Origin of the sequence: Janthinobacterium sp. PC23-8 (genome assembly GCF_002250505.1) — a bacterium.
Classification (GTDB): domain Bacteria; phylum Pseudomonadota; class Gammaproteobacteria; order Burkholderiales; family Burkholderiaceae_D; genus Janthinobacterium.
The window spans coordinates 477,558-502,620 of the sequence record NZ_NJGY01000001.1 but is presented as its reverse complement, the minus strand read 5'-3'; the positions used below and the strand labels follow the sequence as shown (position 1 = coordinate 502,620).

General features: G+C 61.2%; 29 protein-coding genes and 1 tRNA gene. 24 read left to right on the top strand and 6 right to left on the bottom strand.

What is annotated here, in order from left to right; all coding sequences use genetic code 11:
* Window positions 1-32 precede the first annotated feature (32 nt).
* From hscA to CD932_RS02240, 5 genes are all read left to right on the top strand, one after another.
* A complete protein-coding gene (hscA, locus tag CD932_RS02260) occupies window positions 33-1,913 on the top strand; it encodes a Fe-S protein assembly chaperone HscA (RefSeq protein WP_094441216.1) in 1,881 nt (626 codons plus the stop codon).
* Between the two features lie 61 nt (window positions 1,914-1,974).
* Window positions 1,975-2,316: an ISC system 2Fe-2S type ferredoxin gene (fdx, locus tag CD932_RS02255; protein WP_034750070.1), complete on the top strand. Its 342-nt coding sequence runs from the start codon at window positions 1,975-1,977 to the stop codon at window positions 2,314-2,316.
* Between the two features lies 1 nt (window position 2,317).
* Window positions 2,318-2,512, top strand: coding sequence for a Fe-S cluster assembly protein IscX (iscX, locus tag CD932_RS02250; protein ID WP_094441215.1), 195 nt, complete (start codon window positions 2,318-2,320; stop codon window positions 2,510-2,512).
* A 67-nt stretch (window positions 2,513-2,579) separates the two neighbouring features.
* A complete protein-coding gene (locus tag CD932_RS02245) occupies window positions 2,580-3,419 on the top strand; it encodes an SAM-dependent methyltransferase (protein ID WP_094443401.1) in 840 nt (279 codons plus the stop codon).
* Between the two features lie 93 nt (window positions 3,420-3,512).
* Window positions 3,513-4,271, top strand: coding sequence for an rRNA pseudouridine synthase (locus tag CD932_RS02240; RefSeq protein ID WP_094441214.1), 759 nt, complete (start codon window positions 3,513-3,515; stop codon window positions 4,269-4,271).
* Here CD932_RS02240 and CD932_RS02235 read toward each other — a convergent pair.
* The 5 genes from CD932_RS02235 to CD932_RS02215 all read right to left on the bottom strand — a co-directional run bounded on the left by CD932_RS02235 (window position 4,268) and on the right by CD932_RS02215 (window position 6,945).
* Window positions 4,268-4,690 carry a group III truncated hemoglobin gene (locus CD932_RS02235; protein ID WP_094441213.1) on the bottom strand — a complete coding sequence of 141 codons (423 nt, stop codon included), beginning with the start codon at window positions 4,688-4,690 and terminating at the stop codon, window positions 4,268-4,270. The two genes, CD932_RS02240 and CD932_RS02235, sit on opposite strands and share 4 nt — an antisense overlap.
* A 69-nt stretch (window positions 4,691-4,759) precedes the next feature.
* A complete protein-coding gene (locus tag CD932_RS02230) occupies window positions 4,760-5,290 on the bottom strand; it encodes an RDD family protein (RefSeq protein WP_094441212.1) in 531 nt (176 codons plus the stop codon).
* Window positions 5,280-5,975: a DUF3106 domain-containing protein gene (locus CD932_RS02225; protein WP_254926427.1), complete on the bottom strand. Its 696-nt coding sequence runs from the start codon at window positions 5,973-5,975 to the stop codon at window positions 5,280-5,282. The genes CD932_RS02230 and CD932_RS02225 overlap by 11 nt, the downstream gene beginning before the upstream one ends.
* The gene (locus tag CD932_RS02220) at window positions 5,975-6,379 is read right to left on the bottom strand and encodes a DUF3619 family protein (protein WP_094441211.1); all 405 of its coding nucleotides are present in this window, start codon (window positions 6,377-6,379) and stop codon (window positions 5,975-5,977) included. The genes CD932_RS02225 and CD932_RS02220 overlap by 1 nt, the downstream gene beginning before the upstream one ends.
* Window positions 6,376-6,945 carry an RNA polymerase sigma factor gene (locus CD932_RS02215; protein ID WP_094441210.1) on the bottom strand — a complete coding sequence of 190 codons (570 nt, stop codon included), beginning with the start codon at window positions 6,943-6,945 and terminating at the stop codon, window positions 6,376-6,378. The genes CD932_RS02220 and CD932_RS02215 overlap by 4 nt, the downstream gene beginning before the upstream one ends.
* Window positions 6,946-7,439: 494 nt before the next feature.
* Here CD932_RS02215 and CD932_RS02210 point away from each other — a divergent pair, with 494 nt between their 5' ends.
* From CD932_RS02210 to pssA, 7 genes are all read left to right on the top strand, one after another.
* Window positions 7,440-9,191, top strand: coding sequence for an acetolactate synthase 3 catalytic subunit (locus tag CD932_RS02210; RefSeq protein ID WP_176460851.1), 1,752 nt, complete (start codon window positions 7,440-7,442; stop codon window positions 9,189-9,191).
* Window positions 9,192-9,193: 2 nt separating this feature from the next.
* The gene (gene ilvN, locus CD932_RS02205) at window positions 9,194-9,685 is read left to right on the top strand and encodes an acetolactate synthase small subunit (protein ID WP_065310638.1); all 492 of its coding nucleotides are present in this window, start codon (window positions 9,194-9,196) and stop codon (window positions 9,683-9,685) included.
* Window positions 9,686-9,753: 68 nt separating this feature from the next.
* Window positions 9,754-10,770, top strand: a complete 1,017-nt coding sequence (ilvC, locus tag CD932_RS02200; protein ID WP_094441209.1) for a ketol-acid reductoisomerase — start codon at window positions 9,754-9,756, stop codon at window positions 10,768-10,770.
* A gap of 144 nt (window positions 10,771-10,914) precedes the next feature.
* Window positions 10,915-11,331 (top strand): hypothetical protein, encoded by a 417-nt coding sequence (locus CD932_RS02195; protein ID WP_094441208.1) that lies wholly within the window; start codon window positions 10,915-10,917, stop codon window positions 11,329-11,331.
* A 162-nt stretch (window positions 11,332-11,493) separates the two neighbouring features.
* Window positions 11,494-12,243 carry an SIMPL domain-containing protein gene (locus CD932_RS02190; protein ID WP_094441207.1) on the top strand — a complete coding sequence of 250 codons (750 nt, stop codon included), beginning with the start codon at window positions 11,494-11,496 and terminating at the stop codon, window positions 12,241-12,243.
* 117 nt (window positions 12,244-12,360) lie between these two features.
* Window positions 12,361-13,113: an SIMPL domain-containing protein gene (locus CD932_RS02185; RefSeq protein WP_094441206.1), complete on the top strand. Its 753-nt coding sequence runs from the start codon at window positions 12,361-12,363 to the stop codon at window positions 13,111-13,113.
* Between the two features lie 129 nt (window positions 13,114-13,242).
* The gene (gene pssA, locus CD932_RS02180) at window positions 13,243-14,094 is read left to right on the top strand and encodes a CDP-diacylglycerol--serine O-phosphatidyltransferase (protein ID WP_094441205.1); all 852 of its coding nucleotides are present in this window, start codon (window positions 13,243-13,245) and stop codon (window positions 14,092-14,094) included.
* Between the two features lie 45 nt (window positions 14,095-14,139).
* On the opposite strand, the gene bamE is transcribed toward pssA, so the two are convergent.
* Entirely contained in the window at window positions 14,140-14,637 is a 498-nt protein-coding gene (gene bamE, locus CD932_RS02175; RefSeq protein WP_094443398.1) for an outer membrane protein assembly factor BamE, read from the bottom strand.
* Window positions 14,638-14,819: 182 nt separating this feature from the next.
* On the opposite strand from bamE, the gene rpsO reads away from it, so the two are divergent.
* The 12 genes from rpsO to CD932_RS02115 all read left to right on the top strand — a co-directional run bounded on the left by rpsO (window position 14,820) and on the right by CD932_RS02115 (window position 25,046).
* Entirely contained in the window at window positions 14,820-15,089 is a 270-nt protein-coding gene (gene rpsO / locus CD932_RS02170) for a 30S ribosomal protein S15 (protein WP_010399743.1), read from the top strand.
* Between the two features lie 221 nt (window positions 15,090-15,310).
* Window positions 15,311-17,425: a polyribonucleotide nucleotidyltransferase gene (pnp, locus tag CD932_RS02165; protein ID WP_094441204.1), complete on the top strand. Its 2,115-nt coding sequence runs from the start codon at window positions 15,311-15,313 to the stop codon at window positions 17,423-17,425.
* Window positions 17,426-17,602: 177 nt separating this feature from the next.
* Window positions 17,603-19,561 carry a methyl-accepting chemotaxis protein gene (locus CD932_RS02160; RefSeq protein WP_176460850.1) on the top strand — a complete coding sequence of 653 codons (1,959 nt, stop codon included), beginning with the start codon at window positions 17,603-17,605 and terminating at the stop codon, window positions 19,559-19,561.
* Window positions 19,562-19,710: 149 nt separating this feature from the next.
* On the top strand, window positions 19,711-19,917 hold the full coding sequence (locus CD932_RS02155) for a hypothetical protein (RefSeq protein ID WP_094441203.1): 207 nt from the start codon (window positions 19,711-19,713) through the stop codon (window positions 19,915-19,917).
* Between the two features lie 77 nt (window positions 19,918-19,994).
* Window positions 19,995-20,756 carry a DUF2807 domain-containing protein gene (locus tag CD932_RS02150; protein WP_094441202.1) on the top strand — a complete coding sequence of 254 codons (762 nt, stop codon included), beginning with the start codon at window positions 19,995-19,997 and terminating at the stop codon, window positions 20,754-20,756.
* 65 nt (window positions 20,757-20,821) lie between these two features.
* Window positions 20,822-21,430 (top strand): tetratricopeptide repeat protein, encoded by a 609-nt coding sequence (locus tag CD932_RS02145; protein ID WP_094441201.1) that lies wholly within the window; start codon window positions 20,822-20,824, stop codon window positions 21,428-21,430.
* Window positions 21,431-21,511: 81 nt separating this feature from the next.
* Window positions 21,512-22,492, top strand: coding sequence for an NAD(P)H-quinone oxidoreductase (locus tag CD932_RS02140; protein WP_094441200.1), 981 nt, complete (start codon window positions 21,512-21,514; stop codon window positions 22,490-22,492).
* A gap of 72 nt (window positions 22,493-22,564) precedes the next feature.
* Window positions 22,565-23,314, top strand: coding sequence for a triose-phosphate isomerase (gene tpiA, locus CD932_RS02135; RefSeq protein WP_094441199.1), 750 nt, complete (start codon window positions 22,565-22,567; stop codon window positions 23,312-23,314).
* Between the two features lie 28 nt (window positions 23,315-23,342).
* Window positions 23,343-23,762, top strand: coding sequence for a preprotein translocase subunit SecG (gene secG, locus CD932_RS02130; protein WP_094441198.1), 420 nt, complete (start codon window positions 23,343-23,345; stop codon window positions 23,760-23,762).
* Window positions 23,763-23,943: 181 nt separating this feature from the next.
* A tRNA-Leu gene (locus tag CD932_RS02125) sits at window positions 23,944-24,028 on the top strand.
* A gap of 178 nt (window positions 24,029-24,206) precedes the next feature.
* Complete coding sequence (locus CD932_RS02120) at window positions 24,207-24,566, top strand: NADH-quinone oxidoreductase subunit A (RefSeq protein WP_094441197.1); 360 nt, start codon at window positions 24,207-24,209, stop codon at window positions 24,564-24,566.
* A 3-nt stretch (window positions 24,567-24,569) separates the two neighbouring features.
* Entirely contained in the window at window positions 24,570-25,046 is a 477-nt protein-coding gene (locus CD932_RS02115; protein ID WP_010399733.1) for an NADH-quinone oxidoreductase subunit B family protein, read from the top strand.
* The last annotated feature ends 17 nt before the right edge of the window (window positions 25,047-25,063 follow it).

Below are 25,063 nucleotides of genomic sequence, written 5' to 3'. Positions count from 1 at the left end.
ACCACGCAATTCATCATCGAGGCACGAATACCATGGCACTTCTGCAAATTTCCGAACCAGGCATGTCGACCGCGCCGCACCAGCACCGGCTGGCCGTCGGCATCGACCTGGGCACCACCAATTCCCTGGTCGCCACCGTGCGCAACAGCATTCCTGAAGTGCTGAGCGACGAAGACGGCCACGCGCTGCTGCCGTCCGTGGTGCGCTACCTGCCGAACGGCCACGCCAATATCGGCTACAAGGCCCTGGCTGCGCAGACCACCGATCCGAAGAATACCATCGTCTCCGTCAAGCGCTTCATGGGCCGCGGCCTGGGCGACATCGCCTACGCGGAGAACCTGCCTTACGACTTCCAGGACACGCCCGGCATGGTGCAGCTCAAAACCGTGGCCGGCGTGAAAAGCCCGGTCGAGATCTCGGCGCAGATCCTGGCCACCCTGCGCCAGCGCGCGGAAGACTCGCTCGGCGACGACCTGGTCGGCGCCGTGATCACCGTGCCGGCCTATTTTGACGACGCCCAGCGCCAGGCCACCAAGGATGCGGCCCAGCTGGCCGGCATCAATGTGCTGCGCCTGCTGAGCGAGCCGACTGCGGCCGCCATCGCCTACGGCCTCGACAGCGCCTCCGAAGGCGTGTATGCCGTGTATGACTTGGGTGGCGGCACCTTCGATATCTCGATTCTGAAACTCGCCAAGGGCGTGTTCGAAGTGCTGTCCACCGGCGGCGATTCGGCCCTCGGCGGCGACGATTTCGACCGCCGCCTGTTCTGCTGGATCAGCGAGCAGGCCAGGCTGGCGCCGCTGTCCGACGAAGACACGGCGATCCTGATGGTCAAGGCGCGCGAGGTCAAGGAACTGCTGTCGAGCAAGGCGGAAACCAGCATCGACGCGGTGCTCAATTCAGGCGAGGAAGTCCACCTGCGCATCAAGGCAACCGATTTCGCGGCCATGACCCAGCACCTGGTGGCAAAGACCATGAATGCCATCAAGAAGGCCTTGCGCGACGCCCAGGTGGACGTTGATGATGTCGACGGCGTGGTGATGGTGGGCGGCGCCACGCGCATGCCGCACGTGCAGCGCATTGTCAGCGAATTCTTCCATACGATTCCGCACGCCAATATCGACCCCGACAAGGTAGTGGCGCTCGGTGCTGCGATCCAGGCCAATCTGCTGGCCGGCAACCGCGCAGCCGGCGACGACTGGCTGCTGCTCGACGTGATCCCGCTGTCGCTCGGTATCGAGACCATGGGTGGCCTGGTGGAAAAAATCATTCCGCGCAACTCGACCATTCCCTGCGCACGGGCCCAGGAATTCACCACCTTCAAGGATGGCCAGACGGCGCTGGCCGTGCACGTGCTGCAGGGCGAGCGCGAGCTGGTGACCGACTGCCGTTCGCTGGCGCGCTTCGAGCTGCGCGGCATTCCGCCGATGGTGGCGGGCGCCGCGCGCATCCGCATCACGTATCAGGTCGATGCGGACGGCTTGCTGTCGGTGTCGGCGCGCGAACTGCGTTCGGGCGTGGAAGCGTCGATCAGCGTCAAGCCGGCCTATGGCCTGGGCGATGACGAGATCGCGCGCATGCTGCAGGATTCCTACACCTCGGCCGACGTCGACATGGTGGCGCGCGCGCTGCGCGAAGAGCAGGTGGAAGCCGAACGCATCGTGCTGGCCACGCAGTCGGCCCTCGATGAAGACGGCGCACTGCTCGACGCGCTTGAACGTGCCGCCGTCGATGGCCTGATGGACCAGGTGCGCAGCGCCATCGCGCAATCGCAAACCGGCGCCGTCGACCACCATGGCCTGAAACGCGTGATCGAGCTGCTCGCCGACGGCACCGAAGACTTTGCCGCGCGCCGCATGGACCGCAGCGTGCGCAGTGCCTTGACCGGCAAGTCGCTCGACCAGGTAGCATAAAAAATTGAACAGCGCGGCGGCAAGGCTGCCGCGCCCGAATGACAGACTGAAAGAAGACACCATGCCACAAATCGTTATCCTGCCGCACGCCAAGCTTTGCCCGGATGGCGCCGTGATCGAAGCCCCTGCCGGCAAGTCCATCTGCGACATTCTGCTGGAAAACGATATCGACATCGAGCATGCGTGCGAAAAATCGTGCGCCTGCACCACCTGCCACGTGCTGGTGCGCGAAGGCATCGAGTCGCTCAACGAAGCGACCGAACTGGAAGAAGACATGCTGGACAAGGCCTGGGGCCTGGAAGCCGTGTCGCGCCTGTCGTGCCAGTCCATCGTGGCCGAGGCCGACCTGGTGGTCGAGATCCCGAAATACACGATCAACCAGGTCAGCGAAGGCAGCCACTAAGATGAGATGGTCCGACATCACGGCGATCGCCGAAGCGTTGTACGACGCGCATCCCGATATCGATCCCTTGACCGTGCGCTTTACCGACCTGCATAACTGGGTGGTAAGCCTGGACGGTTTTGACGACGACCACACGCGCGGTGGCGAAAAAGTGCTCGAAGCGATACAGATGGCGTGGATCGATGAAGCGCGCTAAGGGCGCGGCACAGGCTGCCGCCAACACAGTCGCTGCCCCGAAGGACGTGATCACGGCCGCCAGCAATATGCCCGAGATCAAGGATGGCCAGTCGATCGCGCTGCTGCAGGAGTTGCACATCCTCACGCGCGACGGCAAGATGAACCAGGACAGCCGCCGCAAGCTGAAACAGGTGTATCACCTGACGCAGTTCATCGAGCCGCTGCTGCGCGAAGTGCAGCTCGACCATCCTGGCGTCTCGCTGGTCGACCATGGCGCCGGCAAGTCCTACCTGGGCTTCATTTTGTACGACCTGTTCTTCAAGAACGGCAACGACGGCTCGCATATCTACGGCATCGAAACGCGCGAGGAACTGGTGCAGCGCTCGCAAGAGCTGGCCGCCAAATTCAGGTTCCCCGGCATGTCGTTCCTGCCGCTGTCGGTGGCCGAGTCGACCGAATCGAGCCTGCTGCCCCAGCAGATCGATATCGTCACCGCCCTGCATGCCTGCAATACCGCCACCGATGATGCGATTCACTTCGCTTTGAAGAAGCGGGCGAAATTCATGGTGCTGGTGCCGTGCTGCCAGGCGGAAGTGGCGTCGGTGCTGAAGAAGAACAAGGGCAAGACCCTGGGCCGGAACGTGCTGACGGAACTGTGGCGCCATCCGCTGCACACGCGCGAGTTCGGCAGCCAGATCACCAATGTGCTGCGCTGCCTGCAGCTCGAAGCGCACGGCTACCAGGTGAGCGTGACGGAACTGGTGGGCTGGGAGCATTCGATGAAAAACGAACTGATCATCGCCAGCTACAAGAACCTGCCGCGCCAGCGTCCTACCGAGCGGCTGCAGGAAGTGCTGCAGACGCTGGGCCTGGAAGAGATGGGCCACCGTTTCTTTGCCGAGCAATTGGCCAGGGCTGCGGCATAAGGTCTCGCGCAGCGCAAGACAATCAGCAAAAAGGGGAGGGGCAGGTCGGTTACAATACCGGCTTCTCCTCCCCTTTGCTTTTTTGCGCCTCACATGACCACACCACTCGATATGCCCACCGTCCGCCTGGCCAAGCGCCTGGCCGAAGACTTGCCCTGCTCACGCCGCGAGGCCGAGCTGTATATCGAGGGCGGCTGGGTCACGGTCGATGGCGAGCTGGTGGAAGAGGCCGGCGCGCGCGTGGCCGACAAACAGGAAGTGGTGCTGTTGCCGAACGCGACGCTCGACGAAATGCCGCCGGTGACCATCCTGCTGCACAAGCCGGCCGGGATCAATGGCGGTGTCGGCAGCGAAGGCAAGCCGGCCCTGAGCTGTTTGCGTCCCGAAGAAATTTTTACGCCCGACAACGTCGCGCCCAGTTCCGTCACGCGTTTCCTGAAACGCCATCTGATCGGCCTGACGGTGACCAATCCGCTCGACACCATGGCCTCGGGCCTGCTGGTGTTTACCCAGGATTTCCGCGTCGCCCGCAAGCTGGTCGATGAAGCGAAAACGGTGGAGCAGGAATTCATCGTCGAAGTGACTGGCCAGATGCTTGATAACGGCCTGGCGCTGCTCAATCACGGCCTGCCGTTCAATGGCAAGCCCTTGCCGCCGATGAAGGTCAGCTGGCAGAACGAAACGCGGTTGCGCTTCGCCCTGAAAAACGTGCAGCCGGGCCAGATTGCCCATATGTGCCGCATGGTGGGCCTGGAAGTGGTGGGCATCAAGCGGCTGCGCATCGGCCGTATCTCGATGGGCGCCATGCCCGTGGGCCAGTGGCGGTATTTGCAGGGTTACGAACGGTTTTAAGCCGGCTGGCCTGGCATATGGCTTTCGGCAAAGCTTTTCCATAGCCGCTCGGCGATGCGCAGGGCGATGGCGTCGGCTTTTTCCTGCAGGGCGGCATTGCCCAGGCTTTCGGTGGTGGCGAAAAACAGCGTGAGCCAGCGGCGGAACATGCACGGCGTCAGGTGCTCCATCTGCGCATGCTGTGCCAGCGGCTTGCCGTGGTAGCGCATGGTGCCGCGCAACAGGCCCGACCAGAAGTCGACCAGGGTGGCCAGGTGCTCGTCCCAATCCTTGACTTCGCGGCCAAAGATGGGGCCGAGCATGGCGTCTTCGCGGGCGGCGGCATAAAAGGTGTGGACCAGTCGCGTGACTTCTTCTTCGGTGCAGATGTGCGTGCGCGACTGGACGATGTGAACGTGGGGTGGGGGAGCGGTTTTCATGGCCTGCCATGATGGCAGCACAGCCCCGTTTGCTTCAATGATCCAAGTCAAGCCGCTGCAAATAGCGGCTCAGGCGGCAACCTTTTTGCTCTTCCTGGCCGGTGCCGGCAGTTGCACCAGCTGCGTGCCGAGCAGCTTGTCATGCAGGAACTGGCCATTGCCGGTCAGTAGCGCCGTGGCGGACCAGGCCAGCATGCCGACGCCGATCGCCGACAGCGCCTGCCAGTGCCGCAAGTCCAGCCCATACGATACCAGCAGCGCCGGCAGCAGCCACATCCAGGCCAGCAGGTAACGACAGGCGGCCACCCGCAGCGGCACGTGCGCGTGGCCGGGCAGCACCAGCTTCAGGCGCCAGGTCTTCATGGCCAGGGTTTGCCCTTCGCGGCTCCATTGATGGATGAAGTAGGCGCCCATCACCAGGAAGGCCAGGCACTGGCGCATGTGTTCGGTCAACGGCGTATGCGCGCCTCGCACGGCCAGTTCAAACAGCAGGAAGGGCAGGAACAGTACGGCCAGCGCCAGCAGGGACTCGTACACCATCGAGATCAGGCGCCGCTTGATGGTCGGTGACGTGGTGGCGGCGGCGATATTATCTGGCATAGTCGGGCAAAGGGCTGGGTGTGGCGGGCGGCGTCGCCGGCTCCAGGGGCGCCGGGGCGGCCGGGGCCGGCGCGGGTACGACCGGCGCGGGTACAACCGGCGTGGGTATAACCGGCACGGTCATGACGGCGGGCGGGCGGATGTCCGGCTTGATGACAGTGATCTTGTTCGGCAAGGCTTCGGCCGCCAGTTTTTTCTTTTGCTCTTCCGGTAATTGCTGGTATTGCTCCCACTGTGCCGACTTCTGACTTGGATCAATCTTCTTGGCGCGCGCATAATTTTCGCGCACCGTGCGCCGCTGTTCTGGCGTGAGCTTGATCCAGTCGCGCATGCGTTCGTGCAGGCGCGCCTGCTCGTCCGGTGTCATCGAGGCAAAGCGATTCGCGATATCGAGCCACTTCTGCTTGCGCGCCGGTCCGAGCTTGTTCCATTCGCCGGCCAGCGGCTGCAAGGCCGCCTGTTGCGCAAGCGACAGATTGTCCCATTGCGACTTGCCGGCATTTTTCACCGGCGCCGCAGGCGTTGCGAGCGGTTTTGCGGCGGGCGCGGCCGTGACGGCAGGCGCGGCGGGCAGCGCGTCCTGGTGGACGTACACCCAGGATGCGCCCGCCAGCACGCAAACGCCCAAGCCTGCGCCGCCCATGATCCAGCTTTTGCGTGCCTTGCTTGCGGTGGCGTCGGCCATTATTGCTCGCGTTTCGTCAGGTAGGCATTGAAGCCATGGTCCATATAGGCCGACAGCGGCAATTCGTCCGACAGCACGGCCGCGTCGAGTTCGGCCAGTTCGGCAATCTGCTGTTCCTGCTCGAACTGGTAGATGCCGACGCCGCCCAGGACCAGCACCAGCAGCGGAATGACCACGCTCATGCGGCCCAGCCACGACAATGGCTCTGCCAACAGATGGGTGGCGATACCGGCAAGTACGTTCTGGCGCGCAGCGACGCGCGCAGGTGCGTCGGCCTTCTTGCGCGCCATGGCCGCCTTGCGCGCGGCGGCCAGGCGGTCGGTGGTCGAGGCGGGCAGGTCGTCGAGCTTTTCGTTGAGCGCGTGGCGCACTTTGTAGGCGAAATTGATGTCGTCGGTATTCATAGTTGTATTCCCTTGGCTTTCAGCGATTCGGCGAGCGCGTGCGTAGCCCTTGAGCAATGTGTTTTCACGCTGCCTTCGGAGCAACCCATCGCCAGCGCTGTTTCAGCCACGTCCATATCCTGCCAATAACGCATGAGGAAGGCTTCGCGTTGACGCGCGGGCAGCTTTTGTACCTCTTCATCAATCAAATCAAGCATTTGCGCGCGCTCGACCTGGTCGGCCGACGATTCTGCGGCGCTCGAACCTTGTTCCGCCGCATACGTTTCCAGTATATCAAAGTCTTCATGCTCGTCGCCCGATGGTTTCATGCCCGAAAACAGGCTGACCCAGGTGTTGCGCACCTTTTCACGGCGGAAATAATCGAGGATGGTCGTTTGCAGGATGCGCTGGAACAGCATCGGCAGTTCGGCGGCCGGCTTGTCGCCATATTTTTCGGCCAGCTTGATCATCGCGTCCTGCACGATGTCGAGCGCGGATTCATCCTTGCGTACGGCGTAGGCGGCCTGCTTGAAGGCGCGCCGCTCCACATGTTCGAGAAAATCGGATAGTTCTTTGTCTGTTGCCATGCGGTAGGGAGCGAGCCGGGGGGCTGCGTGGACTGTGGGCGGGGAGGTGGCCTGCTTTGTGCAAACTGAGCGCATGCTAGCAAAAAATGTGCATTTCCGCATGATTTTTGCACCCGGGCCGCGCAAAAAGGTATTTAGACAGACATTTTCCTTGACCATCATGGTGCGACGCGATAACGTATGGGACGCTTTGAACACCCCAAAGCTCTATGGTCAAGTTGCAACTGGCACACAACGCCAGCAGCGACAAGACGCGCTTTCATTTGCAGGCAGTTTGTTCTAACCCGCGCCACAAGCGCGAGCGGTTCGTACAGTCGCCACAGAAACTCCGGCCAAACGAGTTGCGTCCAGCGTTGTTTTGCAAGGTATCTATGGGTGCCCGAAGAAATATCGTGACCGCATGAAAAGGGAAGCAGGAGCACTGTAGCGTCAGGCGTACCTCGTCAGGAAAGAACATCCGATCAATCTCCAATGGACCTTGAAAGGAATGTTTCATGAATACCGAAGCAAGAGGATCTGCCTCGGGACCGGCCATCGGTCCCATTACCGGCGCGGAAATCGTCGTGCGCTGTCTGGCTGAAGAAGGCGTCGAGCACGTCTTTGGTTACCCGGGCGGAGCCGTACTGTATATCTACGACGCCATTTTCCAGCAAAACAAATTCCAGCATATCCTGGTTCGCCATGAGCAGGCCGCCGTGCACGCCGCCGACGCCTATTCGCGCAGCTCCAATAAAGTCGGTGTGGCCATTGTCACGTCCGGCCCCGGAGTGACCAATGCCGTGACCGGTCTGTCGACCGCTTACATGGATTCCATCCCGATGGTCGTCATTTCCGGCCAGGTGCCGAGCCATGCGATCGGCCAGGATGCGTTCCAGGAATGCGACACCGTGGGCATCACCCGCCCGGTCGTCAAGCACAATTTCCTCGTCAAGGACGTCAAGGATCTGGCTGCAACGATCAAGAAAGCCTTCTTTATCGCCCGCACCGGTCGTCCCGGCCCCGTGCTGGTCGATATCCCGAAGGATATCAGCATGCACAAATGCCATTTCGACTATCCGAAGGAAGTCGAGATGCGCTCCTACCGTCCGGTCGACAAGGGCCATTCGGGCCAGATCCGCAAGGCCGTGCAGCTGCTGCTGCAAGCCGAACGTCCGATGATCTACACGGGCGGCGGCGTGATCCTGGCGCATGCGGCGCCCGAGCTGAACAAGCTGGTCGACCGCCTCGGTTTTCCGTGTACCAACACCCTGATGGGGCTGGGCGGCTACCGCGCCTCGAGCGAGCAGTTTGTCGGCATGCCCGGCATGCACGGCACCTACGAAGCGAACATGGCGATGCAGAACTGCGACGTCCTGATCGCCATCGGCGCGCGTTTCGATGACCGCGTGATCGGCAACCCGAAACACTTCGCCTCGCATCCGCGCAAGATCATTCACATCGACATCGACCCCTCGTCGATCTCCAAGCGCGTGAAAGTCGATATCCCCATCGTCGGCAACGTCAAGGACGTGCTGATCGAATTCCTGGCGCAACTCGACGCGGCCGAAGCCAAGCCGAACGTCAATGCGCTGTCGAACTGGTGGAAGCAGATCGCCGAATGGCGCGGCCGCGAATGCCTGAAGTATCCGACGTCGGACCTGGTGATCAAGCCGCAATCGGTGGTGGAAAAAGTGTTCCAGATCACCAAGGGCGACGCCTTCATCACCTCCGACGTGGGCCAGCATCAGATGTGGGCCGCGCAATACTACCGCTTCGACAAGCCGCGCCGCTGGATCAATTCCGGCGGCCTGGGCACCATGGGCGTCGGCTTGCCGTATGCCATGGGCGTGCAGATGGCCAATCCGGACGCCACCGTTGCCTGCATCACCGGCGAAGGCTCGATCCAGATGTGCATCCAGGAACTGGCCACATGCAAGCAGTATCACCTGACGCCGAAGATCATCATGCTCAACAATCGATTCCTCGGCATGGTGCGCCAGTGGCAGGAAATCGATTACGGCTCGCGCTATTCCGAGTCCTACATGGATTCGCTGCCCGACTTTGAAAAGCTGGCCGAGGCCTATGGCCACGTCGGCATGAAAATTGAAAAACCGGGCGACGTCGACGGCGCCCTGAAAGAGGCGTTCGCCATGAAAGACAGGCTGGTGTTCATGAACTTTATTACCGACCAGTCCGAAAACGTGTGGCCGATGGTGAAAGCCGGCAAAGGCTTGTCCGAAATGATGCTCGGCTCGGAGGACCTGTAACCATGCGCCATATTATTTCTGTCTTGCTGGAAAACGAAGCGGGCGCCCTGTCGCGCGTGGTGGGCCTGTTCTCGGCCCGTGGCTACAACATCGAGACGCTGACCGTGGCGCCGACCGAAGACGCGACGCTGTCGCGCATGACCATCGTCACCAGCGGCTCGGACGACATCATCGAGCAGATCACCAAGCACCTGAACCGCCTGATCGAGGTGGTGAAGGTGGTGGACCTGACCGAAGGCCAGCATATCGAACGCGAGCTGATGCTGATCAAGGTAAGAGCGGTGGGCAAGGAGCGCGAGGAAATGAAGCGCACCGCCGACATCTTCCGTGGCCGCATCATCGACGTGACCGAGAAAACGTACACGATCGAGCTGACGGGCAACAAGGTCAAGCTCGACGCGTTCATCGATTCGATCGACCGCGCCTCGATCCTGGAAACCGTCCGCACGGGCGGCTCGGGCATCGGCCGCGGCGAACGCATCCTCAAAGTATAAAAAAGATTGCAGCACGCGGCCCCGGCCGCACCCCCATACAACGCAGTTAATTAAAAATAGGAAATACCATGAAAGTTTTTTACGACAAAGACGCCGACCTGTCCCTGATCAAAGGTAAAAACGTTGCCATCATCGGCTACGGTTCGCAAGGCCATGCCCACGCACAAAACCTGAACGATTCGGGCGTCAACGTCACCGTCGGCCTGCGCAAGGGCGGCGCTTCGTGGAACAAGGTCGAGCAAGCCGGCCTGAAAGTGGCGGAAGTCAACGACGCCGTCAAGGCGGCCGACGTCATCATGATCTTGCTGCCAGATGAAAACATTGCTCAGGTCTACAACGAGAACATCGCGCCACACGCCAAGCAAGGTGCGGTGCTGGCGTTTGCCCACGGCTTCAACGTGCACTACGGCCAGGTCGTGCCACGCGCCGACCTCGACGTGATCATGATCGCGCCGAAAGCCCCGGGCCACACCGTGCGCGCCACCTACACCCAGGGTGGCGGCGTGCCGCACCTGATCGCCGTGTACCAGGACAAATCGGGCGTGGCCCGCGATATCGCCCTGTCGTATGCATCGGCCAACGGCGGTGGCCGTGCCGGCATCATCGAAACGAACTTCCGCGAAGAAACCGAAACCGACCTGTTCGGTGAGCAAGCGGTTCTGTGCGGTGGCGCCGTGGAACTGATCAAGGCCGGTTTCGAAACCCTGACCGAAGCGGGTTACGCTCCGGAAATGGCGTACTTCGAGTGCCTGCACGAACTGAAACTGATCGTCGACCTGATCTATGAAGGCGGTATCGCCAACATGAACTACTCGATCTCGAACAACGCCGAATACGGCGAATACGTGACCGGCCCGAAAGTCGTGACCTCGGCCACCAAGGACGCGATGCGCCAGTGCCTGAAGGACATCCAGACCGGCGAATACGCGAAGAGCTTCATCCTGGAAAACAAGGCCGGCGCACCGACCCTGATCTCGCGCCGCCGTCTGACGTCCGAGCACCAGATCGAAGAAGTCGGCGCCAAGCTGCGCGCCATGATGCCTTGGATCGCCAAGAACAAGATGGTCGACCAGTCGAAAAACTAAGCAGTCTGTTGCACAGCAAAGCCGGCGCCAGCCGGCTTTTTTTTCGTGCGTACGGCCCCGTATATGGGGCATCCGCTACAATCAGTGCCATTCAAAAATACCGGTTGCGCCATGCTTGTTTTTTCAAAAGTTTTCGTTGCAAATTTGAACTCGAACAAGCGTCCAGTATCGGTTGCCATCAGTTGCTGGTTTCTGATCGTCGGCTCACTGGCGTCGCTGGTGTCGGCCTGGCTGGGCCGTAACGATCCCGTCATGCTGGCCTGGATGGCGCGCAGCGCGATTCCCGTCGAGGTGCAATATGCGATCGTGCTTGGCGGCCTTGGCCTGACGCTGGTGGCTGCCTTGGCCATGCTGCAACGGCATCGCGGCGCGCGCACTGTCTATCTGCTGTGGGGAGTGATCGACATCGCGCTCAGCCTGGCGACGGTGCCCGTCAAGATTGGCGTGTTGCCTGGCGCGCTCGCGTTTGCCGTGATGTGCGCCTTCCTGTTCAGTGCGGAATCGAGCGCCTGGTTTTCGCCGCGCAAGGCGGCCAACGATGCCTCGATGACGGCGGCTTGAGCACTTGTGTCCAGATGTGATTATCGGGCAGAAAGTGTGACGATTTGTTAATTTGCGCCACGGCAAATTCCTGGACGTTAGAATCAAGTCAGTTTGTATTATTCATAAGCAGCAGGGCTTATCCAGACCCTGCTTGCATCCCACCACCGAGGAGCCGTATCCATGATCAAATCCGTACTTGTTGCCGCCGCAGCTACCGTTGCCCTTTCCGCCCAGGCGCAAACCTTGCCGACCACCGGCACCCTGGTGGTGGTGCCCGCCTTTGGCGAGGTCAGGCATGCCAATGACCAGGTGGTCGCCACGCTGGCCATCGAGGAGCAGGACAAGGACAAGGCCGCCGCCGCTTCGCGCGTCAACCAGAAGATGAACAAGGGCGTGTCCATCATCAAGCAGGCCGATCCGTCAGCGGTGCTGAAATCGTATGGCTATTACACCTACCCGGTGTATCCGGAAGACCGCCCGCTGCCGGCCGGCGCCGTGGCCAAGCCGCGCGTGCCGACCGCCTGGCGCGTCGGCCAGTACCTGGAAGTGACCACCGCCAACCTGGCCAGCCTGCCCAGGACCGTCTCGGCGGCCCAGGGCGTGCTGACACTGAACGGCCTGAACTTTGGCCTGAAGCCGGAAACCGTCCGCTTGCTCGACGACCAGCGCATTGCCGCCACCTATAAAAACCTCAACGAACGTATCGCTTCGATTGCGCGCGCCATGGGCCGCAATGTGGCCGACGCCGTGCTCGACACGGTGGACTTCGAGGGTTCCGGCAATTACGCGGGCGAAAGCCGTGCCGCCGCCGCGCCGATGATGATGCGTAGCGCCAAGATGGCCGAAGATAGCCAGGTGGCCGAACCGAGCTTCGAGCCGGGCGAAACCACGCTCGACATGCGCCTGGTGGGCAAGGTCAAGTTCAAGTAAATCGCGATGCGGTGATAGGCGACAAAGTAAATATTTCCGCGTTAGAATGAATTACTAAAAAACCATGGGGCTTTGAGCCCCATGGTCGCTTCTGCCGCCACCACTGAAAGGGTTTTCATGACTATCCTGCAATCGATCCTGTTCGCCGCCGCCGCCACTGTTGCCGTCACGGTGCAGGCACAAGTGCTGCCCACCGCCGGCACGCAGGTGGTGGTACCCGCCAGTGGCGAGGTGGTGCATGTGAATGACCAGGTCACCGTCACCCTGGCCATCGAGGAGCAGGACCGGGACAAGGCGGCCGCGGCGTCAAGAGTCAACCAGAAGATGAACCAGGGCGTGGCCATCGTGAAAAAGGCCGATCCGCAGGCCGTGCTGAAAACCCAGGGCTATTACACCTATGCTGTCTACCCGGAAGTGGCGCCCTTGCCAGCGGGCAGCGTGGCCAGGCCGAGGGTGCCGAGCGGCTGGCGTGTGGGCCAGACTCTGCAGGTGAAAACGACCAACCTGGCCGCCTTGCCGAAAACGGTGGCGGCGGCACAAGCCATGCTGACCCTGAACCGGCTGAACTTTGGCCTGGCGCCCGATACCGTGCGCAAGCTCGACGATGAACGCATCGTGGCTGCCTATCAAAACCTGAATCAGCGCGTGGCCTCGATTGCCGGCGCCATGGGGCGCAATGTCAATGACGCGGTGATCGAGACCATCGATTTTGAGGGATCGGGCAATTATGCGCGGGGGGGTGCTGCGCCTGCTCCTCCCGCGCCGATGCGCCTATTCAAAAATGACGGTGCTCAGGTGGAAGAGCCGAACTTCGAGCCAGGCGAAACCACCTTGAGCCTGCGCTTGGTGGCCAAGGTGAAGTTCAGGTGAAGGCCGCAGGGGCCACACGGCTTTTCTTTGACCTTGTCTCCTCTATAATGGCAATATCGGCGCACCTGCACGGCAAGGCGTGCGCCTTTCGGTTCCGATTACCCTGTAGCACACAAGAAATGGATTAACATGGCAAACTTTCCCCGTCGTCGAGGCAAGAACGGCAACCCGGCAAACTCCAAGGCATCGCGCTTCAGTACCTTCGTGCGGCTGCCGGCGGCCGATGCGGCAGGCAAGAAAACCTTGCGCCGCCGCGGCATTTACCTGTTGCCCAATGCCTTCACGACGGCGGCGCTGTTCTGCGGCTTCTACGCCATCGTCATGGCCATGAACCAGAAGTTCGAACATGCGGCCTGGGCCATCTTTATCGCCATGATCCTCGACGGCCTTGACGGGCGCATCGCGCGCCTGACCAATACCCAGAGCGAATTTGGCGCCCAGTACGACAGCCTGTCCGACATGGTGTCCTTCGGCGCCGCGCCGGCGCTGGTGATCTATGAATGGTCGCTGCGCGGCATGGGCAAGCTCGGCTGGCTGGCCGCCTTCGTGTATTGCGCCGGCGCCGCGCTGCGCCTGGCGCGCTTCAACACCAATATCGCGGTGGTCGACAAACGCTTCTTCCAGGGCTTGCCCAGCCCGGCGGCGGCGGCCATGGTGGCCGGCTTTATCCTGATGATGAACGATCTGCAGTTTGCCGGCAACCAGCTGGCCTGGGTCTCGTGGGCCATCGCCCTGTTCGCCGGCCTGACCATGGTCACCAATGTGCCATTCTACAGTTTCAAGGATGTGAACTTCCGCAAGTCGGTGCCGTTCATCGTCGTGTTCCTGCTGGCATTGTTCTTTGCGCTGATCTCGATCGATCCGCCAAAGGTGCTGTTCCCGATCTTTGTCGCGTATGGCTTGTCGGGCTATGCCGTGTTTTTCTGGCGCATGGCCAAGGGCAAGCCGGTCAGCATTATTCAGACCGATCACGAGCATTGATGTTGCCAGGGCCAGATCTGCCGGTCTGGCCCTGCTATTTTTCCGTCACCAGAAAAACCGCCGCTCTTCCTTCGCCGGGTCCGGTCCGTTCATCATCTGGCGCACGATGCCGGCCTCGTCAAAATGCACGTGCATCATCGAATCCCACACCCCCGACTCCTTGTAGCGGTACGACCAGACGTACAGTCTGGGCAGCGCCAAATACGACGTTTCCGTCGGCCGGCCCAGCAAATGCAGCACGTCTTGCCGCGTCGATACGCCGATCTTCACCCTTGCAAAGCCCGGCGTGTCGAGTACCTGCTCGAACGACGCCAAACGCTGGTCGGGGCCGAAGCGGGCCATCCAGGTGACCTGGCCGTAGGGGCCGTGCGCGTATTCGAGTTCCGGGCCTTCCGGCAACTGGTAGACATTGGTGGGCGGACCGAGCCGCGCTTCGATGGCGGCGCGCGATTCGCCCGGCTGCGGCGGTGGCCCGCCAAAGCTGGCGCAGGCGGCCAGCAGCAGGGGGGCCAGAAGCGTTGCTATTTTGAATGCTTTTTTCATGGTCAGACTCCCGAACGACAGGAAAATCTTATCATGCACCGAGAAAAGCGCGCGCGACTGGATACAGCCAGGCATTTTTCCGATATACTTGCGCGTCTGGTTTGAGCTCAAGCCAGTTTTTTCAATCGTAGTTCACGGTGGATAGGGTCCAGACTCTGTGCACCGCATGTGAAAGGTTTATCATGACAGTAGAGAACATCAACAAAGCCGCCATTATCGCGGACAACGCACGTGGTCAGAACGACACCGGCTCCCCTGAAGTGCAAGTTGCACTGCTGACCGCTCGTATCAACGAACTGAACGGCCACTTCAAAGCCCACTCGAAAGATCACCACTCCCGCCGCGGCCTGATCATGATGGTCAACCGTCGCAAGAGCCTGTTGTCCTACCTGAAGGCCAAAGACGCTACCCGTTATCGCGACCTGATCGCTAAACTTGGTCTGCGCAAGTAATTTTTGCCGTACAAGGTTTAAACAGAAATGCCTGCGCCAGTTCGCTGTCGCGGGCATTTTGTCATTTGAAATTCCGAATTGCTACCCATAGTTGCAGTATTCTATGTGGATGAACATGTTTTAAAGGCAAAATAGCAAAGGCGGCAACCTTGTATGCGCCGCCTGTGGTGAGGTGAACGACAGCCCCTGAAAATCTGTCGGCAAATAGAAAAGGGTACCCAATGTTTAATAAAGTTACGAAAACCTTCCAGTACGGTCAACATCAAGTGACCCTGGAAACCGGCGAGATCGCACGTCAGGCATCCGGCGCAGTGCTGGTGTCGATCGAAGATACCGTCGTGCTGGCAACCGTGGTGGCGCGCAAAGATGCCAAGCCAGGCCAGGATTTCTTCCCTTTGACAGTAGATTATGTTGAAAAAACTTACGCTGCCGGTAAAATCCCGGGCGGTTTTTTCAAGCGTGAAGGCCGTCCTTCCGAAAAAGAAACCCTGACGTCGCGCCTGATCGACCGTCCTATCCGTCCGTTGTTCCCTGAAGGCTACCTGAATGAAGTGCAAGTCATCATTCACGTGCTGTCGGTCAACCCTGAAATCGATCCGGACATCGCCGCCATGATCGGCGCCTCGGCCGCCCTGTGCGTGTCGGGCGTGCCATTCAACGGCCCGATCGGCGCCGCGCGCGTCGGTTACGCCAATGGCCAGTACATCCTGAACCCGACCGTCCAGCAACTGAAAACGTCGGAAATGGACCTGGTTGTGGCCGGTACCGAAACGGCCGTGCTGATGGTCGAATCGGAAGCGAAACAGCTGTCCGAAGAAATCATGCTGGGCGCCGTGGTGTTTGGCCATGACCAGATGAAAGTCGTGATCGACGCGATCCACGAACTGGTGCGTGACGGCGGCAAGCCGGAAGTCGAATGGGCGCCGGCGCCGAAGAACGAAGCGCTGATCGCGCGCGTGGCCCATTTCGCCAACGCCAAGATCAATGACGCGTATCAAACCAAGGACAAGCAAGAACGTACGGCCAAGCTGAAAGCGGCCACCTCGGACGTGCTGGCCGACCTGGCGGCCGAAGCGGCGGCCAATGGCGGCGCAGCGATCGACAGCGCAGAAGTGAACAACATCCTGTTCGACATCGAAGCGAAAATCGTGCGTACGCAAATCCTCGACGGCGAGCCACGCATCGACGGGCGCGACACGCGCACCGTGCGTCCGATTTCGATCCGCACCAGCGTGCTGCCACGCACCCACGGTTCTGCCCTGTTCACGCGCGGCGAAACCCAGGCGCTGGTCGTCGCTACCCTGGGCACCGCCCGCGACAGCCAGAAGATCGATGCGCTGATGGGCGAATTTACCGATTCGTTCATGCTGCATTACAACATGCCACCGTTCGCCACCGGCGAAACGGGCCGTGTCGGTACCCCGAAACGCCGTGAAATCGGCCACGGCCGCCTGGCCAAGCGTGCGCTGATCGCCGCCCTGCCGCCTGCTGAAGAATTCAGCTACTCGGTGCGCCTGGTGTCGGAAATCACCGAGTCGAACGGTTCCTCGTCGATGGCATCGGTGTGCGGTGGTTGCCTGGCGCTGATGGACGCCGGCGTGCCGATGAAAGAACACGTGGCCGGTATCGCCATGGGCCTGATCAAGGAAGGCGGCAAGTTTGCCGTGCTGTCCGATATCCTGGGCGACGAAGATCACCTGGGCGACATGGACTTCAAGGTAGCCGGTACCCGCAACGGTATCACCGCGCTGCAGATGGACATCAAGATCATGGGCATCACCAAGGAAATCATGCAAGTGGCGCTGGCGCAAGCCAAGGAAGGCCGCGAGCACATCCTGGGCGAAATGCAAAAAGCCATGCCGCATGTGAAAACGGAACTGTCCGATTTCGCGCCGCGCCTGATCACCATCAAGATCAATCCGGAAAAAATCCGTGACGTGATCGGCAAGGGCGGCGCCGTGATTCGCGCGCTGACCGAAGAGACGGGCACCCAAATCGACATCAGCGACGAAGGCGTGGTCACCATCGCTTCCGTCGATGCCGCCGCCGGCCAGGAAGCCAAGCGCCGCATCGAAGAACTGACGGCCTCGGTTGAAGTGGGCAAGACCTACGAAGGCACCGTGCTGAAACTGCTGGACTTCGGCGCCATCGTGCAAGTGATGCCAGGCAAGGATGGCTTGCTGCACATCTCGCAGATCGCCAACGAGCGCGTCAACGCCGTCGCCGACTACCTGAAAGAAGGCCAACTGGTACGCGTGAAAGTACTGGAAACGGACGACCGCGGCCGCCTGAAACTGTCGATGAAAGCTGCCGAAGGCGAAGCGCCAGCCGCGTAATTCCGGCTGACGGCGGCTTTGGCCGCATGATCAAAAACCGCCAGCGCGCAAGCCCTGGCGGTTTTTTATCGTGGTTTTGTTGTTTCACGGTAATCGATAGTTAGTATTTCTTGACGGAAAAATAGTAATCGCTGACGATGGTTCATCCCTTCGATTTTCCTTTTTTATTGGATGCCCATGCTGTCTTCGCTTAAGGCGCGCTTGATCGCCATCGCTGTCTCCATCGTCGTGCTGGCCATGCTGGCCGTCGCCATCGCCAACTTCTTTACCACCCGCAGCAGCACGCTGGCCGCACTCGACACGCAGATGCTGCAGTTGTCGCACAGCCATGCGCAAGCGATTGCCGAATGGCTGCGCGCAAAACAGGCGGTGGTGGCGTCAATGAAGATCGGCGCGCAGGCGCAGGACCCGGTGCCGTCGCTCAAGGCGGCCGAGCAGGCCGGCATCTTCGACATGGCGTATATCGGTTTTGCCGACAAGCACGCCGTGTTTTCGCAGGAGCGCAAGCGCGCCGCCGATTACGATCCGACGGCGCGCCCGTGGTACAAGCAGGCGCTGGCGACTGGCGGCCCCATCATCACCACGCCGTATATCGGCGCCAGCACCGGCAAGCTGGTGGTGACGTTTGCCGAGCCGCTCGGCGAGAAGGGCAATCCGGCAGGCGTGCTGGCGGCCGACGTGATGATGGATGTGGTGGTCAAAAACGTTGCCTCGATCAAGCCGACGCCGGCCAGTTATGCTTTCCTGGTCGACGGCGGCGGCAAGATCATCGCCCACCCGGACGACAAGCTGACCTTGAAACCGTTGTCCGATCTCGACGCCAAGCTCACTTCGCAGGCGCTGGCCGATATTGAAAAGAGCGGCGAGAGCGAGACCATCCGTCTCGGCGAGCGCGAAGGCATCTTGCACGTGAGTAAAGTGCCGGGCAGCGACTGGATGCTGGCGACTGTGCTCGACCGCGCGGAAGCGACGCAGGCCCTGGCCTCGATGCTGCGCGCCTCGGCCCTGACAGCCTTGTTGGTACTGGCGCTGGCCGCCACCGTGCTGAGCGTACTGGTGGCGCGTGCTTTGCGCCGCCTGGGCCTGGTGCGCGACGCGTTGGACGCGATCGCCACCGGCGATGGCGACCTGACCAGCCGCCTCGACGCCGACGGCAGCGACGAGCTGGCGCAGATCGCCAAGGCCTTCAATCTGTTCGTGGAAAAGATCGCCACCGTGCTGGTGCAGATCCGCAGCATCAGCATCCTGGTGCGCAGCGAGTCGGCCGATATCGCTGCCGGCAATGCCGACCTGTCCTCGCGCACGGAAGCGCAGGCCGGCGCGCTGGAGCAAACCGCCAGCTCCATGGATGAACTCACTTCCACCGTCAAACAGAATGCGGAAAACGCGCATGTGGCCAATGAGTTGGCCGTGTCCGCCTCGCAAGTGGCGGCCAAGGGCGGCGAAGTGGTGCGGCAGGTGGTCGGCACCATGGCCGGCATCCAGGAAAGCTCGCGCAAGATCGTCGACATTATCGGTGTAATCGACGGCATCGCTTTCCAGACGAATATTTTGGCCCTGAACGCGGCCGTGGAAGCGGCGCGCGCCGGCGAGCAGGGCCGGGGCTTTGCGGTGGTGGCCTCGGAAGTGCGCAACCTGGCGCAACGCTCGGCCGGTGCGGCCAAGGAAATCAAGGAACTGATCGGCGACTCGGTGGAAAAAGTCGGCGCCGGTGGTCGCCTCGTCGATGAAGCGGGCCAGACCATGGGCCAGGTGGTGGCGTCGGTGCAGCAACTGGCCACCATCATGAGCGAGATCACGGTGGCCAGCCGCGAACAGAGCGCCGGCATCGGCGAGATCAATACGGCCGTCACGCACATGGACGCCATGACGCAGCAAAATGCGGCCCTGGTCGAGCAGGCGGCCGCCGCCGCCGAAAGCCTGCAGGAGCAGGCGGTGGATCTGGCGCAGGCGGTTGCCATGTTCCGCCTCGGCGATACGGTGGCGGCCAGCGCGCCGGCCAGGCCCGCCAAGGAATATGCCACAGCCGCGCCTGTCGCGAAGCCTCGCGCGCCGGCCAGGGTCCTGCCCGCCGCCCCTGCGGCGAAGCCGGTGAAGGCGTCGAAACCCGCCGCCGACGAGTGGGAAGAGTTCTGATGTAGGTCAATGGTTTGCACGCTCATCGGCGATTTTGTCCGGCCATGCCGCCAAAATCGCCGTTCGTCGCAATCGGCGTGTCTGGCGCAGGCGGTATGGCTATAGTGGCTACATGCCGATTCACTGCCAGAGACCCCGAGGAGAACCACATGAACGTCGCCAGACACATGGAAGCCATCGTCATCGCCGCCGCCATCGTGCTCGGCGCCAGCTGCTACGCCACCGCACCGGCGCCCGCCCTGCAGGTGGCCAGTTCCAGCATGCACTCCACTGCTTCCTTCAACGTGCCTGATGCGCATATCGTTCAGGTCAAGGCCAGGCGCCTCACTGCTGCCCAAAAAGCCTTCTTCGCATAAGTGATTGCCAGCAATATTGGCCGCTGCTAGAGTGGCCGCTTGCCGTCGCCTATAAAAACAAGATACTGAGGAATGCAATGAAAAAAACCCTGCACTTTGCGCTGGCCTTGCTGGCCACGTTTGGCCTGCTGCGCGGCGTCTGCGCCGAAACGCGGCAGCTGGAAATGCGTGCGGTCGACGCGCGCGTGGTGCGCGTCAAGCTCGATGGCGTGATGGAAGTGCGCATCCGCCAGGGCAACGTGGCGTCCTTGAGCATTACGGCCGACAAGCGCTATATCGCCGATGTGAGCACGGCGCAAAGCGGCGACACCCTGCATATTGAAACGGAAGTGCGCGGCTTCAAGCTCAATCCGGGTTCCATCCGCGCCGACCTGGTGCTGCCCAATCTGCGCGAGGTCAGTTCGGAAGGCTTCGGCAGCACCGACGTATCCGGTTTTGCGGGCGACGAGCTGACCCTGTCGCTGGAAGGGGCGGGTAGCGTGAAGGTGGTCGGCGACTATCGCAAACTGAACGCCAGCCTGGGCGGCGTGGGCAGCATGGTGCTGTGGATCGGCAATAACGACAAGGCCGACCTGGACCTGCAAGGGGCCGGTTCGATGGTGCTGGGCGGGCGCGGGCGCGTGCTCAAGGCCACCCTCGGCGGCCTGGGCAGCCTCAATGCGCAACAATTCGAGGCCGATGCGGTCAATCTGGATTTGAGTGGTCTCGGTAACGCCATCGTCAACGCCCGCAGCAACGCCAAGCTGAACCTGAGTGGACTCGGTTCGGTGACGGTGTATGGCAAGCCGGCCAACCGCGATGTCAGCGTCGATGGCCTTGGCAAAGTGAGCTGGAAATAAGGGAATCCCCGGGGGTCCTGCCGTCGTGCAGGATAATAAAAGCAATCAGACCACATCCCATTCCGATGAAAAAACTGATCATTACACTTTGCATGCTGTTCGCGATACAGCTGCCGGCCAAGGCCGGTTTCAGCGAAGGCGCCAGCGCCTACAACAACAAGAATTATGTGCTGGCCTACAAGGAAATTTTGCCGTTGGCCAAGTCTGGCAACGCCGACGCCCAGCACTTGCTGGGCCTGATGTATTACATGGGGCGCGGCTTGCCGCAAGACTACAAACAGGCCATGTTCTGGCACCGCAAGGCGGCCGACCAGGGCAAGGCCGATGCACAATATGTGGTGGGCGCCATGTATTACACGGGCAACGCCGTGCTGCAGGACCACAAGCAGGCCGTTGCCTGGTTCCGCAAGGCGGCCGAGCAGAACCATGCCGAGGCGCAGCAGGTGCTGGGCCTGATGTACCGTTATCACATGGGCGGCGTGCAGCAGGATAATGTGATCGCCTACATGCTGTGGAACCTGGCTGCCGCCAATGGTTCGAGCAATGCGGCCGACCAGCGCGCCGCCGTGGTGCGCAAGATGACGCCGGAACAGGTCGAGGAGGGGCAGACCCTGTCGGCCAGATGGAAGCCTGGCACGCCCTTGCCGCGCACGTCAAAGACCGGCGCAGAATAGGCGCGCTGCAGGACGCGGGGGCGTCTGCAAGGCACGCAAGCTTGGCGTACAATCGCACTTTCCCTTTAAAGATGCCTTGCCATGCGCGCAATTGAAATCAGCCAGCCCGGCCCCTCCGATGTCCTGAAAATCGCCGAACGTCCGCAGCCTGCCTGGAAGGCGGGCGAGTTGCTGATCAAGGTGCACGCGGCCGGCATCAACCGTCCCGACGTGCTGCAGCGCCTGGGCAAATATGCCCCCCCAAGCGGCGCCTCCGACCTGCCCGGCCTGGAAGTGGCGGGTGAGCTGGTCGATGGCGATTTCGAGGGCAGCGGGTTCCAGCCCGGCGATCTGGTGTGCGCGCTGGTACAGGGCGGCGGCTATGCCGAATATTGCGCGGCACCCGCCGGCCAGTGCCTGCCGTTGCCAAAAGGCTTGACGGCGCTCGAGGGCGCTTCGCTGCCGGAAAACTTCTTTACCGTCTGGAGCAACGTGTTCGACCGCTGCGCGCTGTCGGGCAGCGATACCTTGCTGGTGCAGGGCGGCAGCTCGGGCATCGGCGTGGCGGCGATCCAGCTGGCCAGCGCGCTCGGCCATCGCGTGTTCGCCACCGCCGGCAGCGATGAAAAAGCGCGCGCCTGCGAAGCGCTGGGCGCCGAGCGCGGCATCAATTACCGCACTGAAGATTTCGTTGCCGTCGTCAAGCAACTGACCGATGGCAAGGGCGTCGATGTGATCCTCGACATGGTCGGCGGCGATTACCTGCCGCGCGAGATCGCCTGCCTGGCCGACGACGGGCGCATCGGCCTGATCGCGGTGCAGGGCGGCACCAAAGCCGAGCTCGATCTGGGCACCTTGTTGCGCCGCCGCCTGACGGTGACGGGTTCGACCTTGCGCCCCCGTTCGGTGGCCTTCAAGGCGGCGGTGGCGCAGCACCTGCGCCAGACCGTCTGGCCGCTGATCGAGGCCGGCAAGATCAAGCCCGTGATCTATAAAACCTTCCCGCTGGACAAGGCGAATGAAGCGCATGCGCTGATGGAGGCGAGCACCCACATCGGCAAGATCATGTTGCAAGTTGCTTGAAAGCAGTAGCTAGCGGTTTGACCGCCAACAGTGGTAGCGTTAGAATGACGGGTTATTAAAATTTAGGCTACTATGCGTCGCAAACTCGTCGTCGGAAATTGGAAAATGAACGGCAGTCTCACCTCGAACGCGGTGTTATTGTCTGAAATCGTTGCTGGCCTGGCTGATGCCGTTGCTGCCAGCGCCGTCTGTGTGCCCGCGCCTTACCTGGCGCAGTGCCAGGCGCAATTGACAGGGTCCAGCCTGGCATGGGGCGCGCAGGATGTTTCCGCGCAAGCGGGCGGCGCCTACACCGGTGAAGTCTCGACCGCGATGCTGCACGATTTTGCTTGCAGCTACGTCATACTGGGACACTCCGAGCGGCGCGCCTATCACGGCGAGACCGACGCGCAAGTGGCAGCCAAGACGGTCGCGGCGCTGGCGGCAGGCATCACGCCCATCGTCTGCATCGGCGAGCATCTCGACGAGCGCGAAGCAGGGCAGACCGACGCGGTGGTGGCCATGCAGTTGAATGCAGTGCTCGCCGCCATTGGCGAAGCCGACGTGGCGAAACTGGTGCTCGCTTACGAGCCGGTCTGGGCCATTGGCACGGGCAAGACCGCCACGCCGCACATGGCGCAGGAAGTGCATCAGGTATTGCGCGGCCAGTTGGCGGCAAAGAATGCGGTAGCGGCCGCCGGCGTGCAGATCCTGTACGGCGGCAGCATGAAGCCGGAGAACGCGAAAGAATTGATGGCAATGCCGGATATCGATGGCGGTCTGATCGGTGGGGCGGCATTGAAGGCGGCGGATTTCCTGGCGATTATTCACGCCGCTGATTGAATTACTTTAAACTAAGAATGGAATTGCAATGAACATGATGTTCAATCTGGTAGTCGTGGTACAGGTAGTGTCCGCTTTGTCGATTATTGCGCTGGTGTTGTTGCAGCACGGCAAGGGCGCCGACATGGGCGCCGCCTTTGGTTCCGGCGCGTCCGGCAGCCTGTTCGGCGCCACGGGTTCGTCGAACTTCATGTCGAAGTCGACCGGCGTGGCCGCCGCCATTTTCTTCGGCGCCACCCTGGCGCTGTCGTTGATGGCCAACCAGCGTGCCACCACGGTGGGTGGCGGCGTGATGGACAAGGTTGTCAAGCCTGTGCCCGTGACCGGCGCTGGCGCCATTCCTGGTGCCGCTCCGGCCGCGCCAGTGGCGCCATCGACCGGTGTGCCAGCGGCCACCGTGCCAGCGACCCCGGCGGCATCCACTCCGGCAAACACGATTCCGAAGTAATTGGCGGCGTTTTTCGAGAGTAATTCTCATTACGGGCAGAATATTGCTCAATGTTTTGGCAGTACGGTAGGAAAACGCAGTACAGAGGCATTAGCTGTAAAAATTTATCGTTTTTATCTGTGTTTTGATGCATTTTTGCATTAACTTTGGCAGCAAAGCAGAGTAGAATACGGGCCTTACCGCCGACGTGGTGAAATTGGTAGACACGCTATCTTGAGGGGGTAGTGGCGCAAGCTGTACGAGTTCGAGTCTCGTCGTCGGCACCAGAAATCAGAAGCCAGCAACGGCGCACGGGCCATGGCTCGTTCAAAGTTGCTGGCTTTTTTTACGAGGATGTGTCGTTCGATCCTGATCGTAGCCCTGATTGGGATCGTGCGTTAGATACGCTGCAAATCACCGCAGCGTCCTCATTTAACCGATCGTTCAATATAAGCTCATCAAATCGTGAACCTCGAAAATTACTTCCCCGTCCTGCTGTTTATTCTTGTCGGCCTTGGTGTCGGCATCGCGCCCCAGGTCCTGGGTCGCATCCTGGGTCCTCACCGGCCCGACGCAGCAAAACTCTCCCCGTACGAATGTGGCTTTGAAGCATTCGAAGATGCACGCATGAAATTTGATGTGCGCTACTATCTGGTTGCAATCCTGTTTATTTTGTTCGATCTGGAAACGGCATTCTTTTTCCCGTGGGGCGTGGCAATGCGCGACCTGGGCTGGGCTGGTTTCGTCACGATGATGGTGTTTATCGCCGAATTCGTGGTCGGATTTTGGTACATTTGGAAGAAAGGTGCCCTTGACTGGGAATAAGCCATGGCTATTGAAGGCGTATTAAGCGAAGGTTTCATCACCACCTCGGCCGACAAGCTGATCAACTGGGCGCGTACCGGGTCGATGTTCCCGATGACGTTCGGTCTGGCCTGCTGTGCGGTCGAAATGATGCACGTGGGCGCAGCCCGCTACGACATGGACCGTTTTGGCGTGGTGTTTCGTCCCTCGCCGCGTCAGTCCGACGTGATGATCGTTGCCGGCACGCTGTGCAACAAGATGGCGCCGGCGCTGCGCAAGGTCTACGACCAGATGGCCGAGCCGCGCTGGGTCATCTCGATGGGCTCCTGCGCCAATGGCGGCGGGTACTACCACTATTCGTATTCCGTGGTGCGTGGTTGCGACCGCATCGTGCCCGTCGACGTGTATGTGCCTGGCTGCCCTCCGACAGCCGAAGCGCTGCTGTACGGCATCATGCAACTGCAGAACAAGATCAAGCGTACCAGCACGATCGCACGCTAACCGGGCCGCTTCAGATT